This window comes from Halodesulfovibrio oceani subsp. galateae, from assembly GCF_055397225.1.
Genome location: NZ_AP042453.1, coordinates 2800537 through 2816408, shown reverse-complemented (window position 1 = coordinate 2816408; position 15872 = coordinate 2800537). Strand labels below are relative to the sequence as shown.

Below are 15872 nucleotides of genomic sequence, written 5' to 3'. Positions count from 1 at the left end.
TTGCATATACATAAGGTGTGCCAATGACGAGTTTTGAAAAATAAAAGTTGTAAAATGAGTTGGTTACGGTATTTGTGTTATATGGCAAAAAAAAACACACACATGGCAGGTGTATTAATCTGTGACAGGGGGTGGGGTGAGGAGCTCTGTGGGATTGAGTAAGAAGAAAAGTAAGGTAAATATCTTGTAATATCAGTAAGATATTGAAAGATGGGCAATCTGTTTGATAAAATAGGTGGTTTGAAAAATGAAAGAATAAGGGGGTTCTAACTGCATGTCACACGTGTGACAGCTGTCACGATAGGGAACAGGTTTATTCAACAATTTTTCCAAATTTTTCAGATTGGAGGTATATTCCGATGCTTGAAAATATTTTTGTTGGTGATGTAAAACATATGATAAATTTTCAGCGTAAGATTATCGATTTGTGTGCTGATGCCCTTATGGTTGTGGATAAGAATGGAGACATTATCTATGTGAATAAGAGCTTTAAGGAAGTTCATGAAGTGAGCGAGGAGGACGTCCTCGGGAAACCAGTCACGAGTATTATAGATAACACGCGCCTAGATGTGGTCGCTAGCAGTGGTGTCGCTGAACATGATTGCCTTCAGGATATTAAAAGCCATTCTTATGTGGTCTCACGCGTACCGATCTTTGAAAACGGAAAGTGTGTCGGGGCCGTCGGGATGATTCGTTTTCGTCATATGGAGGAAATTCAGAAGCTCACCGAAAAAGTCAAAGATCTTACGTGTGAAATAGAACAGTTACGTAAGAGCAAGAAGGCGAGCGACGAAGCTGAATATACTTTTAACCATATTCCAGGAATAGCTCCTGCAGCAAAAGAAGCCAAAAACAAAGCGATGTTGGCTGCCCCTCGGGAGACGACTGTCTTGTTACGTGGAGAGTCAGGGGTTGGTAAGGAGGTTTATTCTCAGAGTATTCACAACTATAGCCCGCGCAGTGAAGGACCTTTTATCCATCTCAATTGTAGTGCTATTCCCGAACACCTAATAGAATCTGAACTGTTTGGTTATGAAGAAGGGGCTTTTACCGGAGCACGCAAGGGGGGACATCGAGGAATGTTCGAGCAGGCTGACAAAGGCACTATTTTTCTGGATGAATTTGGTGATATGCCCTTGGCGACTCAGGTTAAATTGCTACGGGTCATTCAGGAGGGTAAAGTCAGCCGTATCGGAAGTGAAAAAATCACAAAAATTGATGTCAGAATTATCGCCGCCACCAACCAAAATTTGGAGGAGATGATTAAAGAGAAGAGCTTTCGTGAAGATTTATTTTATCGTCTTAACGTTTTCCCCATAGAGCTGCCCGCACTACGTGATGCTGTTGAGGAACTTCCGATATTAGCCAAACGTATGTGGAAGCGAATGGCTCGGAAAAACGGCATGTTCCACATGCACCTTGAAGATAGCGCCTTGGGTGCTTTGCAGCAATACTCATGGCCTGGAAACGTTCGTGAATTACAGAATTTTTTAGAGCGCTGTATGATTATGTCATTTGAAAACGATATAACTGGGGAGTTCGTTGAGAAAGCGTTGCAAAGCGGAGCAGAGAATGTTCAAGAGCAGCAGGCTGCTAGTTCCAAACAACTTCCTCTGGCAGAACTTATTGAAAAGACGGAGCATGAGGCTATATCTTTTGCTTTGAACGCTTCGAATGGCAATCGCTCTGAGGCATCGCGCCAACTCGGAATAACGCGCCCATTGCTCTATAAAAAAATGGCGAGATATGGACTTAACTAGCCACTCTCACTAGGCGTAAGAAATGGTACCGATGGTCATTCAATAATTTTGGATGGCAGCTATCGATGTCTGTCTTGATTGCTGTCCGCACTTTTGCCGTCTGATTAACAGTATCAGAAGGCCGTCTATATGCGTGGAGAAGGACGTGTGTCAGGTGGCTGTTTACGTAGCGCATTAGACATGACCGGTTTGTATTTTATAGACTCGCTGAATCGCCCTAAGTCTCAACGGCACTCTTGAGTTATAAATTCATAACTTCAGGTGATACAATGGACGACAAGCGTTATACGGATGAACTCAAAGTTGAAGCAGTACAACAGCTCACAGAGCATGGGTACTTCGTGCATGATGTGTTGCACGGGATATGCCAGTGAAGTCGCTACAATTTAGGCAAGTTTTCAATAGCCTGTTTTTTTTGATCCTTCACCTACATAGAAGTAGTGAGTGACCGTAAAGAACATATTTGTATGTATTGCAATATCTGCAACAGTGCCTTGATCAACACCTCTGGTCAGTAGTTCTGTTATAGCTGGATTGCGAATGTCATATGGTGTTATGTGATAAGGGCAGGGGCTACTCGTTTTACCGACCTTTTCATGCATTTTTGATACTTTTCAAAGGTCTTTCTTTTTATTCAATAATAAAACTCCATTTGCTGACGGGGTCTTGGCTTTTTCATGAAAGCATTTGTTCAGGGCACGAACTTTTCTTTATAGGTGATGCTCACGCAGACCAATTCACTCTTTTTTTCCAATTACCACGTTTCCATGTGAGGCTTGCAAGTTCTAGGGACCGACGACTTACCGGCTCAACGTAACAGGGCTGTGGATGGTCTGACTAAAACATAAGTTATCAAGGCACAGCAGATATGTGCATTTGAGTAATCAGCATTTTTTCAATTACTGTGGCTATATTAGTTTCTCATTGAGAGGTGTAAGTCAGGTGTAAACTTCTCTGATTTTCATGTTGCTAATGTCGGAAGTGTTTTTTCAGAAGCCTTGCAAATAAAAGAATAAGCAGCTTTCGCTAGATATTGCACCTGCCTTTCACGCAGGCGATAGGGGTTCAAATCCCCTTGGGGACGCCAAGCAATTTAAGCTCTTACACGAAAGTGTAAGAGCTTTTTTGTTGTACTATCTTCGGACGTTTCCCTATTTTTCTTCAACAGGGTATTTATTTCTATACCAATCCTTCCAGCCGCCATCCAGAGCGAAAACGTTTGTGTAGCCTGCATCGATCAATTTTTGCGCCTCACGGACGCTTGTAGCTTCATTCGGTCAGGCGCAGTAAAGAACAATTTTCGCATCTTTTGCCCAGCCTTTGCTTTTGGCGAAATCTACAATATTTCCTTTAAGGCGAACAGCTCCCCGTATTTTGAATTCACTTCCTCTCCAGTCCGAGCCAGTGCGAACATCGACAATGGTGTAGGCATCCATATCTGCTTTAAGAGCGTCTTTGTCTATAGATCGAACGTCAACGGCAAATGCCGTAGCTACAAATGCCAAGATCATTATGACCAAGGCGGCTAGTTTAATTGGTTTCATGGTAACCTCTCTATGAATATTTGCTTTTCATTGTACCATATATTTTTAGGGCTACAACTTTTTCCTGCCTATTATGCCCAATGCTGTGATGATAATCGAGAAGCCCCCTGCAGTGATGAGTCCTTTGAGAGTGGCTTCAGGCATCTGTATTACAGCATATGCGAGGTATAAGCATGAAAAAATACCAAACATTTTTAATGACTTGGCAAGAAGAAAGTCCGTGTTTGTTACGGAGATCACTGTGGACAATCCATAGAACACAAACCAAAGGGCGAAGCCTCCAGCTATATATGATTCGGTAATTGGTTCGCCGGCATAACCACGAAGGAGCAGAACTGAAACCGTTAGAGCAGGGATGGTTATCGCAACAGCCTGCTTGCCCAGATTGCTACAGGGAATTCGAGTTGAAGAGTGGGAATCCATAAGCGTGACGAATGGGGCCTTGAGAAACAAGAGAATTGTATTGAAGGCAACATAACTACCCAGAATGATAATGCCTCCCATTATATACCGTCCGGTTTGACCGAGTATCTTTCTGGCGCCTATCATATAAGGGACAGTCGAATCAGCCAATTTTTCCGTACCGGAAACGCTCAGTGCAGCGTAGGCGAAAATGGACAGGAATAGTGCTGTCATGCCCAGAGCCAGAGCATATGAAGAACCAGAAGTTTTGTCTTTGGTGGAAGATGAAGCATAGAGTTCATAGCCAATAAGAAGGGGAGCCATGAAGAAAAGTCCTTCGGAGAAAGGAGATAATCCATACGGCAAAAAGAAGTCAGGTGAAGTCGCTCCCTTTGGAGATGGAGCCCATAGTGAGGCAACAGAAAGAAAAACGATACCGGCAAGTATCGTGATGATCGCAATGAGTTGTATTTTTTTAGCCTTGCAGGAGGGTGCTAAGCAGGTGAGAAATGAGCATGCAAGTATGATGAAGCTGAAAAGGAAGTTGGGAAACCAGTATAGGAAGACTTCGTTGAAAGCATAGCCAGCAATCCCCAAGATCGAGCATGAAAAGAAAACCAGTGAAAAAGAGCGGACACCATATCCAAATGATTCTAATGCATCGGTGTAGGTGCTTTTAGGACTGGTAGTACACGGGGAGATAGTGGCTATATGGGTTGCTAGAAGAAATGCGGTGACTAAAAAATACCAGTTTCCAGCTAGTCCCATACCGCTTCCTGTAATCATAAAGGCTCTGGGGGAAAGCAGAAAACCCATTGCGAGCAAGGCCGCTGATAACATATTTACCTCACGAATTACTCTGTCTCAATAGACAGGAGCCATGATGTTACAGTTGAAATTATTGAAACTGTAACATGAACTATGGGGGTGAGATCAAGTGTGAGGTAGTATTGAACCCAAATAGATTGTATTAAGTGGAAGTACGGTTGGAAAAAGAAAATGGTATACAAATGTAAAATCCGTATACCTATGTTTTGGGCAAGCCACAGAAAAAATTTAACTCTCGACTGTCGGCGTAGAAGGTCAAATTCTGTTTTTTTTATTCAGAGATTGTCGTCAATTTGTCTGGATCTTGAATGTAATTGAGATAAAGAGCCTTCAGGATATATTCCTAAAAAGGAATATTTTTACGTACTAAATTTTATTCTCGTGATGTTTATGGTGTAAGTAAGGTGTACGTTTCTATGTTTTTTATGTCGCCAGTGTTTAATTTGTTTCTTCGGAACCCTTTGTACATAAAGGAGTAAGCAGTTTTGCAAGATATGACATCGCTCTTTTCACGCAGGCAACAGGGGGGCAAATTCCTTTGGGGACGCCAAGCAATTTATGCTCTTACATGAAAATGTAAGAGCTTTTTTTTGTCCATCCATAGTTTCGGAAACGCTTTTGCGTTATGGATATTGGATTTTAAGAGAATACGAGGGGCAACAAGGCTAGATGGAAGAATTAAAAATTGAGGCTGTGAAACAAACTACTGCTCGCGGCTGTTTTATTTAAGATGTTACCAAATGGTTGGGAGCTAGCCCCCACAGTTTATGTGTATGGCGGATAAAGCGTAAAACTGGGGTTGCTTTTACAAATCAAATACGAGGATTAGGTAGAACTTGAGGAACGTATTGAAAATTGGATTAAGGAATACAGCAAAGAGTGGCTCATGAATATCTCGAAAGGCTACATTGGAAACCCTTCTTGTGAAGTGTTTATTTTTAGGTGGCAGTAACTTGGGAGGTGGATTGTAGCAATAACTCAACTTGTTTGTTTAAGCTAACTCAAAGTTCAGTCAGCAATATTGTAATAGTTAATACCTCAGGTTTGATGATAACTATTCGTTAGGTATGGTATTGTTATTAAATGTTATGTTATGTGTTTTAGCAGTAACAATAGGGTGGTTTTATGGAGATGGTAGCTTACTTTTTGTAAGCATAATCTCAGAATTTTGTCTTGGTTGCATTTAATATGATTGTGAGGGCTTATGCTTGTTCCAATTATCATGGCCGGAGGATCCGGTACTCGATTATGGCCATTATCCCGTTCATTATATCCTAAACAATTTCTTCCACTGACGAGTGATTCTTCCATGTTGCAGGAAACGGTACGACGTCTTTTGGGATTAAAGACATCACTTCCAGTGGTTATTTGTAACGAAGAGCATCGTTTTATTGTTGCTGAACAACTTCGTAATGATTCTACACTTGGCAAAATTATTCTGGAGCCGGAGGGGCGCAATACTGCACCAGCAATTGCTATAGCTGCTCATCTTGCTTCTCAAGGTGAAGACCCTACATTACTTGTACTTGCTGCTGATCACGTAATTGCAGATTCAGAATCATTTATAACTGCTGTCAAGAGTGCGCTGCCTCTTGCAGAATCAGGAAAGCTTGTAACTTTCGGGATTGTCCCTATTTCTGCTCATACAGGGTACGGATATATAAAACGTGGTGTAGAGCAAGGTACTGGGTTTTCTGTCGAGCAATTTGTGGAAAAACCTAACGTTGCTGTTGCAGGAGAGTATCTAGCTTCGAATGAATACTACTGGAACAGCGGCATGTTTCTATTTAAGGCAAGCCGATATTTGGATGAATTGCGCAAGCATAGAGCGGATATAGCAGACGCCTGTGAAGCTGCGACTGAAAACGTTGCCAGCGATCTTGATTTTATCCGAATAGATGAAGAGGCTTTCCGTGCCTGTCCTGATGAGTCTATTGATTATGCCGTAATGGAGCAAACAGAGGATGCGGTGGTTATTCCTTTAGATGCTGGCTGGAATGACATCGGCTCGTGGTCTGCAATGTGGGATGTTGCGAACAAGGATAACGATGGGAATGCTTCTGCAGGAGATGTTCTTCATCATAATTCTAAAAATTGTTTTGTTCACAGCGATGGTCGATTCGTAGCGACTGTTGGACTTGAGGATATTGTTGTTGTCGATACAAAAGATGCACTGCTTGTTGCTGCGAAAGATTCAGTTCAGGATGTTAAAGCAGTTGTTTCAGAGCTTAAAAAAGCAGGCCGTAGTGAATTTAAAACGCATAGAGAAGTCTTCCGCCCTTGGGGGAAATATGATTCTGTTGACTTTGGTTCTCGTTACCAGGTTAAGCGTATCACAGTGAACCCCAAAGCTAAGTTAAGCGTTCAGATGCATCATCATAGAGCAGAGCATTGGGTTGTAGTTTCTGGTACAGCTAAAGTTACTAACGGTGATGAGACCTTTCTTGTGTCAGAAAATGAATCAACCTACATACCTATTGGTATGATACATGCCTTAGAGAATCCTGGAAAGATGCCATTAGAGCTTATTGAAGTCCAATCCGGTAGTTATTTGGGTGAAGATGATATTGTGCGTTTTGAAGACAATTATGGACGGTGCAATGAAGCATCTTAGTTGTTTTAAAGCGTATGATGTTCGTGGAAAACTAGGTTCTGAACTGACAGAAGAAATTGCATACCGCATTGGCCGTTCTTTTGGGCAGTTTGTGTATCAAGATGAAAAAACTCGAGTTGTTGTTGGGTGTGACCCGCGTTTGTCTTCGGAGGCATTAAAGCAAGCTGCTATAAATGGTTTGTGCGATGCTGGTGTTTCTGTTTTGGATATTGGTCTGACAGGAACAGAAGAAATTTATTTTGCAACAAAGCATCTTGGGGTTGCTGGCGGTCTTGAAATTACAGCTTCGCATAATCCTATTGATTATAACGGAATGAAGTTTGTTTTGGCTGGCAGCAAACCAATAACTCGTTCTAATGGTCTGGACGAAGTGCAGCGGGTTGCTGAAGAACAGGATTTTTCACCTGTTTCTCCAGAACTGCGTGGTGAGTCCTACACGATTTCTATCCTCAGTGACTACGTGGATCATTTGCTGAGTTATATTGCCTTGGATGAACTGAAGCCTCTTAAGCTTGTTGTAAACGCAGGTAATGGAGCAGCTGGGCATGTGATTGATGCTATTGAAGAAATATTTGTCCAACACAATGTCCCCGTGGAGTTCATCAAAGTTCATCATGACCCCGATGGCGCATTCCCCAATGGTATTCCTAATCCGCTTATACTTGAACGCCGTAAGGACACTGCTGATGCAGTAATAGCCCACACTGCTGATCTTGGTATTGCGTGGGATGGAGATTTTGACCGTTGTTTCTTCTTTGATCACACCGGTCAGTTTATTGAAGGGTATTACATTGTAGGAATGCTTGCAGAGGCCTTCTTACAGAAAGAGGCTGGCGCAAAAATTATCCATGATCCACGTTTAACGTGGAATACCGTTGAAATTGTTCAAGCCGCTGGCGGTATCCCTGTACAGTCTAAGACTGGGCATGCATTTATTAAAGAACGTATGCGCGAAGAGGATGCTGTGTACGGTGGGGAAATGAGTGCTCATCATTATTTTCGGGACTTTGCTTACTGTGACAGTGGGATGATTCCTTGGTTGCTCGTAATTGGACTTTTGAGTCAAAAAGGAACCTCTCTTAAACAGGAAGTTGAAGACAGAATTCGAGCATATCCTTCGTCTGGCGAAATCAATTTGAAATTGGAAAATCCTGCAGAGGCAATTGAGAGTGTACGGCTTACGTATAACCAAATTGCGAGAGATTTTGACGCAACTGATGGCGTCAGTATGGAATTTGATGCATGGCGCTTTAATTTGCGCTCTTCTAATACAGAGCCTGTAGTCCGCTTGAATGTTGAATCAAAAGGCAATGAACGGTTGATGCAACAAAAAACGGAAGAATTGCTGAGCCTACTTCAGTCCGCATGATTATCGTATCTTGTTTGCGGATGAAGGTGTACCTTGGTTGTAAATTCTTATGGCGTGTTACCGTAGTTTTTTCCCACCTTGTGGGTATATTATGAACAAAAAATGAATATTTATTATGATAGTTAGATTGCCTTTCATGCAGGCTACAAGAGGGCAAATCCTCTTGGGACGCAAAGCAATTTAGGCTCTTACACGAAAGTGTAAGAGCCTTTTTTTTGTCTTGCACCCGCTTGGTACCAATTCTGTTATCTCATTTTAGTCTGCGGTCTAGGCATGTTATGTCTGGATAGTTTTTGATGTTTCTATTTCAGATTACAACATCCATTTTTTAAGATTTTTTTAAAGGTGTTCTCACATCGTTTAAGGGTGCTTTTGAATAATGACTAATCTGGAGAAGGGATAGTTTTCCATAGAACTGCGGTGGTTGAGATTCTTTTTAAAAAAAAACAATGCAAAAAATGCTGGCATTGATACAGAGAGAACAAGTCAATACTCCCAAACTCGCTGGATCTTATAAAGAAATTTTCAACCTAGGGTAAAATCATTCAGACTGACAGGAGACAATTCAATGCTAACCTTTGGGCCAGTTCCTTCTCGTCGATTAGGGCGTAGTCTTGGAATTAATAACATTCCTCCTAAAACCTGTTCATTATCCTGTACGTATTGCCAAGTCGGAAAAACGAATAAAATTCAGATTGCCAGACAATCATTTTATGAACCCGAGAGGATTCTGGATGATGTCCGTCAAAAGATGCAAAGCGCCACTGAACAGGGTGAGTGCATAGATTTTTTCGCTTTTGTTCCTGATGGAGAACCTACTCTTGATATTAATCTTGGCAAAACAATAGATCTACTGCGTCCTTTTGGAAAAAAGATTGCTGTGATAAGCAATGCCACGCTTCTCTGGCAGGATGGGGTTTGCGAGGAGCTATGCAAAGCTGATTGGGTTTCTCTCAAAGTAGATGCAGCATCACAACGAGTATGGCGCCGGATTGATCGACCGCATCGTGAGTTAGAGCTGCCACGTATTTTAGAAACAATGCTTCAGTTTTCTAAGAAATTTGAGGGAACGTTGGTTTCTGAGACCATGCTTCTTCGTGGAGTAAATGACAGCCCTGATGCTATTAAAGAGATAGGTGCTTTTTTAGAAAAATTGAATCCATATAAATCCTATCTGTCCATTCCAACACGTCCGCCAGCAGAAAAAATTGCTCATTCCCCTGACGAAAAAGCTTTAAATGCAGCGTATAATCTTATCCAAGATAAGGTGCAAAATGTGGAATGTCTTTTCGGGTATGAAGGAAATGAATTTTCTTCAAGCGGCAATGTTGAGCAAGACTTATTAAATATTATTGCCGTGCATCCAATGCGTGAAGATGCTGTTCGCGATTTTTTAGAAAATGCCGGAACCGATTGGTCCCTTATTAATAAGCTGATTGATCAAGGTTTACTTTTTGCGACAGACTATGAAGGGAAAAAGTTTTATTTACGCCGATTACAAAAGAATACGTAACTATATTGAATAGAATAGTGAAATAACGGCGATGTGATATGATCGTCTTAAAAAAAAGAGGATGCACGAAACAATGCATCCTCTTTATATTTACAGAGAGCTATTTTTAAAAATATCCAAAATTACAATCAGGAATGTGAGTTTCCATGCTCACTGGCTAAGTAAGAATCTTAGGAATTCTTTAAATGTGTAATTACGTTGTTCAGCTCAGATGTCATAGTTGAGAGTTTGTGTACTGAATCCGATGCTAAGGCCATTGATTCCGCAGTTTCGGTTGCAATACGGTTAACCTCTTCGGAACCCCGACTAATTTGTTCTGAGGCAGCGGACTGCTGTTCACTTGCAGTAGCAATAGAACTAACTTGATCAGAGTTAGCCACGACAATATCGACAATTGACCGCAAAGCATCGCCGGACTGCTGCGCAAAGCCTGTTGAGCGGACAACAGCATTGGATGCTTGATCCATACCTTCAATATTTTCTCGTGATGCTAATTGAATAGCGCGAATCGCCTCATCTACTTCTTTTGTAGCCAACATTGTTTTTTCTGCCAGCTTGCGAACTTCATCTGCAACAACAGCAAAACCTCGTCCGGCTTCACCAGCTCGGGCTGCTTCAATTGCAGCATTCAGGGCAAGCAAGTTGGTTTGATCAGCGATATCTGTGATGACAGTCATTACTGATTCAATGTTTTTGGCCTGTCCCCCCAAATCTGCAAGACTTGTCTTCAATCTACCTGAGTGATCTTCAACTTCACCAATAGATTCTACAACGGTATGTACTATGCTTTCACCATCTTCTGCTTTTTCGCGGGCAGAAGTGGCATATTCCGCTGCTTCACTGGCATTGCGGGCAACTTCAAGGACTGTTGCATTCATTTCTTCAATGGCCGTTGCAGACTCTGCTGCCCGTTCACGTTGAATGCTAGATCCATTTGCGGCTTCCTGAATTAATTGTGAAAGCTCTTGGGTTGTATAGGTAACACCGGCAACAATCTCTTCAAGCTGTGCCGCAGCTTGAAGCAGGCCATCACGCTTTGCGTTTTCAGCTTCACTTCTTGCTTCTTCAGCATCCTGCATTGCAACCTGAGCTCTTGTAGATTCTTGCTCAGCTTCCTTGGTTTTATTCTCAGACATCGCAATCATGTTTTTAAGGTTTGTAACCATAACATTTAAGGACGCTGACAAGTTACCAATTTCATCGTGCCGTTCGATAGCTAAATTTTGTTCAAGATTCCCGTTGGCAACATTTTCTGCAAACCCTACACATTCGTTGAGGGACATAATAATCTTTCGAACAATAAAGAATACTACGAGTGCGACTAGTATCAATCCGACGAGGCTAATCAAAATGTTACTATTTTTGATGGCTGTGACTTCAGAAAAAATATCATCAACGTTTGCAGCTACAGCGACAATCCACCCTGTTTTTGGCTCGGTTCGATACGTGATAATCTGGCTTACGCCTTGCCATTCTGTACGAACAACTCCGTTTTTGTTCTTCTCCATTTCTCTACCGCTAGGGGTGTCAGTCACGCGGGCTTTCATGATGGCTGATTTGTCTGGATGAGCACACAGATACCCGGCTCTGGACATCATAAAAGCGTATCCGGTTTTTCCCAATTTTACGGGATCAACAAACTTGGTTGAGAATGCTGTGAGATTCAAAGCTCCTACAAAAACGCCTTTAATATCACCATGTAGACGATAGGGAATAGCAACAACAATAATGGGTTTTCCAGTTGTTTTGCTTATTAGCGCATCAGAAATTGCAATGTCACCGCGTACGGCTTTTTGGAAATAAGCTCTATCGGAGATGTTTGGTGTGGCGTTTGTTCCTGTAGCTACATATGCATGTGCAATCCCTTTTGTATCAAACAGACCCATCCCTCTGTACTCTCCATATATTTGAAGAGAATCTCTAAGAATAGCTGTCGCACGGAGAGTCAGTTCCGCACTTGGAGTTTTATGTGAAGCAAGTTCTTCAAAAATAGGGTGATGAGAAATTTGCGTAAGGTCTTTCTGTATTCCATCCACCCATATAGACATTTGAGTGCTGATACCTTTAACAGTTTGATCGGACTGGTTAAGCATGGCTTCTGAAATAGCGTCATCAGCAAGCTTAAAGGAAGTGTACGTAACTGCACCAAGGGCTAATGCCATAACTAGTAACGTAGGAATAAGAAATTTATTTCGTAGATTCCAATTCATAGAGACTCCTTTTATTACAACAGCAACGTTTTCAACAGGCACAAAAAGAAAAGTAGAGATAGTAGATTGTAAGTATGCGTTCACTCTTATGAAAAAAAAGAGCACAGATACACTTTTAAAATAAAACGATCAAGCAAACTAAATTATGAAGATTTTTATTTCATTGAGATGAAAAGTTTTGCAATACAGTTCCGTCATTGTTCCTTTCGGTATTCCGATGGCATCAGTTAAATTTTTGGAAGAATTAATATGATAGGTAAAAAAAAGCAGCGTGTTCCCGTTGTGGCAATAACGGCGGGAACACACTGCTTTCTTAATAAAGCGGAAGTAAATTGCTAGCGTATGAGGAGTCTGCGCGAAGTTTGGTGGAATACTTCGCAGCAACTATGCTGTTTTATTACTTCTCGATGACAGCTGCGGTTACAGAAACTTCGCAAAGGAGTTCTGGTCTGGCGAGACGAGCTTCAATACAAGCTCTGGCTGGTGCATAGCCCTCTTCGAACCATGTGTCCCATACGGAGTTGAAACCAGCAAAGTCTTTCATGTCTCTGAGGTAAACCAGAACGGAAAGAACATGCTTTCTATCGCTGCCTGCTTCTTTCAGAAGAACGTCTACCTTATCAAGCATGTTACGTGCCTGATCGCAGATATCACAGTCAGAGTTGTCTGGAACCTGCCCACACAGATAGGCTACTCCGTTAAAAATTGTTGCCTTGCTCATGCGGACGCCGGGTGTAATTCGAGTAATTTCTGACATAATGTTCTCTACTTTTGGTTCTTAAATAAATCTGCAGGGCCGGAAGCTTGAGTAAATTTCATTGCGGCAATTTCACCAAGCGGTATCCCTTTTAAAGGAGGACGAATGGTTAAGTAGCCGACTTCATCCGGTGTAGAATCCAGTTCATCAGCGAGGATTTCGTTGATGGCTGACCCACACATTCTGCCCTGACATGGACCCATGCCAGCGCGAGTGATGATCTTAATTTCGTTCGGATCATGTGCACCCTGACTAATAACTTCGCGAATTTCACCTACAGTGACGTTTTCACAGCGGCATACCACGGTTTCATTATCGAATGCGTATTGTCCTGCACGTGGTGCATACATTGCGTCGATAAACGGTCTAGGGTGCTTATCTTTTGTGATTTGTGCAGTAATCGGCTTCGCGATCTCATCACGGGCTATGGTAGAAAGAATGCCGAGGCTTTTAGCAATCTCTAAGCCTGTCAACTCGCCTTTTAGGCCTGCTGCAACTGCGCCGGAAACATAACTGCCGTCACCTGCAACAAAAACTCTGTCGTGGTTCGTGCGTCCCCAATTGTCACAAACTGGATGCCAGTAACGAAGCTCAGAATTCCAATGTAATTCACAGCCGACCTGACGCATCATGTGGGTGTTTGGAATAACACCAAAATGAAGCAGCGCAACGTTGGTTGGAATTGTAACTTTCTTGCCTCTGTGAGTGCATTCAACCTGTTCCACGTTGTCCTGACCAATCATCTTCAGACCGGAGACCCCACGCAAGTAAGGTACTTTCGATTTTTTGATGTCCCAGAGGATTTTGAGACCCTTCAGAAGAAAATCTGTTCTCAGTAAAGCACGTGGAAGGTTTTTGACCACGGAGAGAGAAGGAATGAGCGGCGTTGTGTCCAGAATTGCTTCAACCTGAACCCCTTTCTTAATAAGAAGAGATGCTTCGAGCAGTAACAGTGGACCGCTACCGCAAATAACTACTTTTCCTTCAGGAGAAAGGCCTGCTTCTTTAGCAAGGTTGTTTGCTGCACCTGCACCTAATACGCCGGGAAGAGTCCATCCCTGAAGGGGAACAGGACGTTCCATCGCGCCGGTTGCGATAACGATATAGTTCGCTGTAATGTGGTGAGAAGCACCTTCGCAGCTGTAACAGATGTCACCATCAGCTTCGACCTGCCAAACGGTTGCGCCGCCTTTATACTTTGCGTTGCTTTTTCTGAAACGCTGCACAATGGCGCGGCCCTGTGCGTAATCTTCACCGAAGAATTCTAGCTGTGCCGCAGAGGTGGATTCTACATTACGGTAAATCTGTCCGCCCGGATGAATCTGTTCATCAAGAATGAGCGTATCAAGTCCCATTTCAGCAAGTGTTGCACCGCAGGAAAGTCCGGAAGGACCTGCGCCGATAACAACAACATCATAATGGCTCATTAGCTTGCCTCCTCTTGCACGAAGTTACGGTTAATAACCATTCCTTCTGCAACTTCAGTCATGCATGCCTGTTTTTTAGTGCCGTCAATTTCCATAAGGCATTCGTAACAAACACCCATGAGACAATGCGGGCTGCATGGCTTTTTCGATGAAGGGGAAACGCGGGAGATGATTTCTCCGCAACTTAAAAGTGCTGCCGCTACACTCATTCCTGCAGGAAGAGCTTTATGTTTACCATCGAGCAGAACAGTAACTGTCTGCTGAGCATGTGAAGGATCGATTTTAAACATTGAAACGTCCGTTGCTGAAAGGAGAAAGAGCTTCTGCGTTGCTGCCATTAAGAATCCACGGTGCTACAACTGAGGTGTGCATTGGATTAAGCGAAACAGCGCTATGAAGAGCCATGACATAAATGTTTGGATGATTTGGAAGCGTGTCGTAAATCGGTGCACCGTCAGGAGTCATCACACGGATTGCACCCCAGGCTCGAACCCAGTTCACGGCAGCAAGTTCAGGGAAAATTCTGATTGCATTTTGAGCATGTTGCTGCATCGCCTGCGGGGTAACGCGGATATCGTGTGCGACATCTTCAGTGGTCAGGCCGACCATGTATGTACCGTCCTGCGTCTGGCGTACTGCAAGTAATGGGAACGGAAGTTTGCGTTCGCAACGTTCTGTTACCAGTAACTGACCACGTTGCGGATAAACATTTAATTTAAAACCAAGCGGGAAGAGAAGGCGCTCACAGCCGTGTCCGGCAGCTACTACGAGCTTGCCGCAACTGTATTCTTCGTCTTTGGTTTTAATTGTGACGGTGTTGCCTTTGGGGATAATTTCCAGAATGTTCTGGTTGCCCACAAATTCACCACCGTTCATCTGGAAAGATTGACGCATAGCGCCGAGAAGTTTCAGCGGGTTAATGTGCCCCTGATGCGGGGTGTACATTGCGCCGGAAACGTCTTCACCAAGCTGCATTTTAGGCACGAGTTCAGAGAACTGCTGGCGGTCGAGAACAGAAACTGGGTAGTCCAGTCCAACTTCACCGCATACGCCAGTAAGTTTTTCAACGCTTGAGGCATGAGCCTTTAACTGGTCTTCGCCGAAGGCGTGTAATGCACCGCCGTTCCATTCCAGTTCGATGTTTGTTTTTGTCTCATCTTCAAGGGCTGCTGCATATTCAGGCCACTGTTTGCAAGCGTTGCGACACCATTTGGCGTATGTCGAGCTGCCGCCGCCTTTGCACATGAACCATGTGAGTCCGAAGTTTGCACGGGAAAGTCGCTGCGAGGGCAGCTGACTGTCGAACATAAGAACTTTGCCCGCATTTTCTTTTACTAAGCCAAGTGCTGTGGAAGCGCCGGTAATGCCGCCACCAATAACTATGATATCAGCTGTCTTCACTGAAATCCTCCAACGTAATGAAACTACATACAGCAGTGTGCCAAAGA

The 15872-nt window shown here is 43.0% G+C and carries 11 protein-coding genes; 4 read left to right on the top strand and 7 right to left on the bottom strand.

Features of this window, described 5'->3' with window-relative positions:
• Window positions 1–359 precede the first annotated feature (359 nt).
• The gene (locus tag ACZ5V1_RS12615) at window positions 360–1760 is read left to right on the top strand and encodes a sigma-54 interaction domain-containing protein (protein WP_464389137.1); all 1401 of its coding nucleotides are present in this window, start codon (window positions 360–362) and stop codon (window positions 1758–1760) included.
• 1151 nt (window positions 1761–2911) lie between these two features.
• Here the strand turns inward: ACZ5V1_RS12615 and ACZ5V1_RS12610 are convergent.
• A complete protein-coding gene (locus tag ACZ5V1_RS12610; protein ID WP_464389136.1) occupies window positions 2912–3304 on the bottom strand; it encodes a rhodanese-related (seleno)protein in 393 nt (130 codons plus the stop codon).
• Between the two features lie 51 nt (window positions 3305–3355).
• Window positions 3356–4474, bottom strand: coding sequence for an APC family permease (locus ACZ5V1_RS12605; protein ID WP_464389135.1), 1119 nt, complete (start codon window positions 4472–4474; stop codon window positions 3356–3358).
• 1264 nt (window positions 4475–5738) lie between these two features.
• On the opposite strand from ACZ5V1_RS12605, the gene ACZ5V1_RS12600 reads away from it, so the two are divergent.
• The 3 genes from ACZ5V1_RS12600 to ACZ5V1_RS12590 all read left to right on the top strand — a co-directional run bounded on the left by ACZ5V1_RS12600 (window position 5739) and on the right by ACZ5V1_RS12590 (window position 10030).
• Entirely contained in the window at window positions 5739–7148 is a 1410-nt protein-coding gene (locus tag ACZ5V1_RS12600) for a mannose-1-phosphate guanylyltransferase/mannose-6-phosphate isomerase (RefSeq protein ID WP_464389134.1), read from the top strand.
• Window positions 7135–8517, top strand: coding sequence for a phosphohexomutase domain-containing protein (locus ACZ5V1_RS12595; protein ID WP_464389133.1), 1383 nt, complete (start codon window positions 7135–7137; stop codon window positions 8515–8517). The genes ACZ5V1_RS12600 and ACZ5V1_RS12595 overlap by 14 nt, the downstream gene beginning before the upstream one ends.
• Before the next feature lie 568 nt (window positions 8518–9085).
• Window positions 9086–10030 carry a radical SAM protein gene (locus tag ACZ5V1_RS12590; protein WP_464389132.1) on the top strand — a complete coding sequence of 315 codons (945 nt, stop codon included), beginning with the start codon at window positions 9086–9088 and terminating at the stop codon, window positions 10028–10030.
• A 170-nt stretch (window positions 10031–10200) separates the two neighbouring features.
• Here ACZ5V1_RS12590 and ACZ5V1_RS12585 read toward each other — a convergent pair whose 3' ends face one another.
• From ACZ5V1_RS12585 to ACZ5V1_RS12565, 5 genes are all read right to left on the bottom strand, one after another.
• Window positions 10201–12240 carry a methyl-accepting chemotaxis protein gene (locus ACZ5V1_RS12585; RefSeq protein ID WP_464389131.1) on the bottom strand — a complete coding sequence of 680 codons (2040 nt, stop codon included), beginning with the start codon at window positions 12238–12240 and terminating at the stop codon, window positions 10201–10203.
• Between the two features lie 397 nt (window positions 12241–12637).
• A complete protein-coding gene (locus tag ACZ5V1_RS12580; protein ID WP_464389130.1) occupies window positions 12638–12997 on the bottom strand; it encodes a RidA family protein in 360 nt (119 codons plus the stop codon).
• An 8-nt stretch (window positions 12998–13005) separates the two neighbouring features.
• Window positions 13006–14424 (bottom strand): FAD-dependent oxidoreductase, encoded by a 1419-nt coding sequence (locus ACZ5V1_RS12575; protein WP_464389129.1) that lies wholly within the window; start codon window positions 14422–14424, stop codon window positions 13006–13008.
• A complete protein-coding gene (locus ACZ5V1_RS12570; protein ID WP_160712506.1) occupies window positions 14424–14714 on the bottom strand; it encodes a (2Fe-2S)-binding protein in 291 nt (96 codons plus the stop codon). Before ACZ5V1_RS12570 ends, ACZ5V1_RS12575 begins: the two co-directional genes overlap by 1 nt.
• Entirely contained in the window at window positions 14707–15825 is a 1119-nt protein-coding gene (locus tag ACZ5V1_RS12565) for an NAD(P)/FAD-dependent oxidoreductase (protein ID WP_464389128.1), read from the bottom strand. Before ACZ5V1_RS12565 ends, ACZ5V1_RS12570 begins: the two co-directional genes overlap by 8 nt.
• Window positions 15826–15872 lie beyond the last annotated feature (47 nt).

Excerpts from the sequence above, each read along its gene's own strand:
- ACZ5V1_RS12615 (WP_464389137.1), top strand. The coding sequence starts at position 360 with ATGCTTGAAAATATTTTTGTTGGTGATGTAAAACATATGATAAATTTT.
- ACZ5V1_RS12605 (WP_464389135.1), bottom strand. The coding sequence starts at position 4,474 with ATGGGACTAGCTGGAAACTGGTATTTTTTAGTCACCGCATTTCTTCTA.
- ACZ5V1_RS12600 (WP_464389134.1), top strand. The coding sequence starts at position 5,739 with ATGCTTGTTCCAATTATCATGGCCGGAGGATCCGGTACTCGATTATGG.
- ACZ5V1_RS12595 (WP_464389133.1), top strand. The coding sequence starts at position 7,135 with ATGAAGCATCTTAGTTGTTTTAAAGCGTATGATGTTCGTGGAAAACTA.
- ACZ5V1_RS12590 (WP_464389132.1), top strand. The coding sequence starts at position 9,086 with ATGCTAACCTTTGGGCCAGTTCCTTCTCGTCGATTAGGGCGTAGTCTT.
- ACZ5V1_RS12585 (WP_464389131.1), bottom strand. The coding sequence starts at position 12,240 with ATGAATTGGAATCTACGAAATAAATTTCTTATTCCTACGTTACTAGTT.
- ACZ5V1_RS12580 (WP_464389130.1), bottom strand. The coding sequence starts at position 12,997 with ATGTCAGAAATTACTCGAATTACACCCGGCGTCCGCATGAGCAAGGCA.
- ACZ5V1_RS12575 (WP_464389129.1), bottom strand. The coding sequence starts at position 14,424 with ATGAGCCATTATGATGTTGTTGTTATCGGCGCAGGTCCTTCCGGACTT.
- ACZ5V1_RS12570 (WP_160712506.1), bottom strand. The coding sequence starts at position 14,714 with ATGTTTAAAATCGATCCTTCACATGCTCAGCAGACAGTTACTGTTCTG.